Here is a 2,653-nt window from a genome sequence, read left to right on the forward strand (position 1 = left end):
GGACCGAACTGTCTCACGACGTTCTGAACCCAGCTCGCGTACCGCTTTAATGGGCGAACAGCCCAACCCTTGGGACCGACTACAGCCCCAGGATGCGATGAGCCGACATCGAGGTGCCAAACCTCCCCGTCGATGTGGACTCTTGGGGGAGATAAGCCTGTTATCCCCGGGGTAGCTTTTATCCGTTGAGCGATGGCCCTTCCATGCGGAACCACCGGATCACTAAGCCCGACTTTCGTCCCTGCTCGACTTGTAGGTCTCGCAGTCAAGCTCCCTTGTGCCTTTACACTCTGCGAATGATTTCCAACCATTCTGAGGGAACCTTTGGGCGCCTCCGTTACCTTTTAGGAGGCGACCGCCCCAGTCAAACTGCCCACCTGACACTGTCTCCCCGCCCGATAAGGGCGGCGGGTTAGAAGGTCAATACAGCCAGGGTAGTATCCCACCGATGCCTCCACCGAAGCTGGCGCTCCGGTTTCCAAGGCTCCTACCTATCCTGTACAAGCTGTACCAACATTCAATATCAGGCTGCAGTAAAGCTCCACGGGGTCTTTCCGTCCTGTCGCGGGTAACCTGCATCTTCACAGGTACTATAATTTCACCGAGTCTCTCGTTGAGACAGTGCCCAGATCGTTACGTACGCCTTTCGTGCAGGTCGGAACTTACCCGACAAGGAATTTCGCTACCTTAGGACCGTTATAGTTACGGCCGCCGTTTACTGGGGCTTCAATTCGCACCTTCGCTTACGCTAAGCGCTCCTCTTAACCTTCCAGCACCGGGCAGGCGTCAGCCCCTATACTTCGCCTTACGGCTTCGCAGAGACCTGTGTTTTTGCTAAACAGTCGCCTGGGCCTATTCACTGCGGCTCTCTCGGGCTTGCACCCTAACAGAGCACCCCTTCTCCCGAAGTTACGGGGTCATTTTGCCGAGTTCCTTAACGAGAGTTCTCTCGATCACCTTAGGATTCTCTCCTCGCCTACCTGTGTCGGTTTGCGGTACGGGCACCTCTCACCTCGCTAGAGGCTTTTCTTGGCAGTGTGGAATCAGGAACTTCGCTACTATATTTCGCTCGCCATCACAGCTCAGCCTTATGGGAAACGGATTTGCCTATTTCCCAGCCTAACTGCTTGGACGCGGATATCCAATACCGCGCTTACCCTATCCTCCTGCGTCCCCCCATTGCTCAAATGGTGAGGAGGTGGTACAGGAATATCAACCTGTTGTCCATCGCCTACGCCTTTCGGCCTCGGCTTAGGTCCCGACTAACCCTGAGCGGACGAGCCTTCCTCAGGAAACCTTAGGCATTCGGTGGAGGGGATTCTCACCCCTCTTTCGCTACTCATACCGGCATTCTCACTTCTAAGCGCTCCACCAGTCCTTCCGGTCTGGCTTCACAGCCCTTAGAACGCTCTCCTACCACTGTTCGAAGAACAGTCCGCAGCTTCGGTGATACGTTTAGCCCCGGTACATTTTCGGCGCAGAGTCACTCGACCAGTGAGCTATTACGCACTCTTTAAATGGTGGCTGCTTCTAAGCCAACATCCTGGTTGTCTAAGCAACTCCACATCCTTTTCCACTTAACGTATACTTTGGGACCTTAGCTGGCGGTCTGGGCTGTTTCCCTTTCGACTACGGATCTTATCACTCGCAGTCTGACTCCCAAGGATAAGTCATTGGCATTCGGAGTTTGACTGAATTCGGTAACCCGGTAGGGGCCCCTAGTCCAATCAGTGCTCTACCTCCGAGACTCTTACCTTGAGGCTAGCCCTAAAGCTATTTCGGAGAGAACCAGCTATCTCCAGGTTCGATTGGCATTTCACCCCTACCCACACCTCATCCCCGCACTTTTCAACGTGCGTGGGTTCGGGCCTCCATTCAGTGTTACCTGAACTTCACCCTGGACATGGGTAGATCACCTGGTTTCGGGTCTACGACCACGTACTCATGCGCCCTATTCAGACTCGCTTTCGCTGCGGCTCCGTCTTTTCAACTTAACCTTGCACGGGATCGTAACTCGCCGGTTCATTCTACAAAAGGCACGCCATCACCCGTTAACGGGCTCTGACTACTTGTAGGCACACGGTTTCAGGATCTCTTTCACTCCCCTTCCGGGGTGCTTTTCACCTTTCCCTCACGGTACTGGTTCACTATCGGTCACTAGGGAGTATTTAGCCTTGGGAGATGGTCCTCCCGGATTCCGACGGAATTTCACGTGTTCCGCCGTACTCAGGATCCACTCAGGAGAGAACGAAGTTTTGACTACAGGGCTGTTACCTCCTATGGCGGGCCTTTCCAGACCTCTTCATCTACCTCGTTCTTTTGTAACTCCGTACAGAGTGTCCTACAACCCCAAGAGGCAAGCCTCTTGGTTTGGGCTAATCCCGTTTCGCTCGCCGCTACTCAGGGAATCGCATTTGCTTTCTCTTCCTCCGGGTACTTAGATGTTTCAGTTCCCCGGGTCTGCCTTCTCATATCCTATGAATTCAGATATGGATACTGCTCCATTACGAGCAGTGGGTTTCCCCATTCGGAAATCTCCGGATCAAAGCTCACTTACAGCTCCCCGAAGCATATCGGTGTTAGTGCCGTCCTTCTTCGGCTCCTAGTGCCAAGGCATCCGCCATGCGCCCTTAATAACTTAACCTAAAAGTTA

General features: G+C 53.7%; 1 rRNA gene. It reads right to left on the reverse strand.

Annotated features, from left to right (window positions below):
* Positions 1–2,644, reverse strand: a 23S ribosomal RNA gene (locus tag ACWGH1_RS35125); the annotation flags it as partial.
* Between the last annotated feature and the right edge of the window lie 9 nt (positions 2,645–2,653).

This window comes from Streptomyces sp. NPDC054883, from assembly GCF_053610645.1.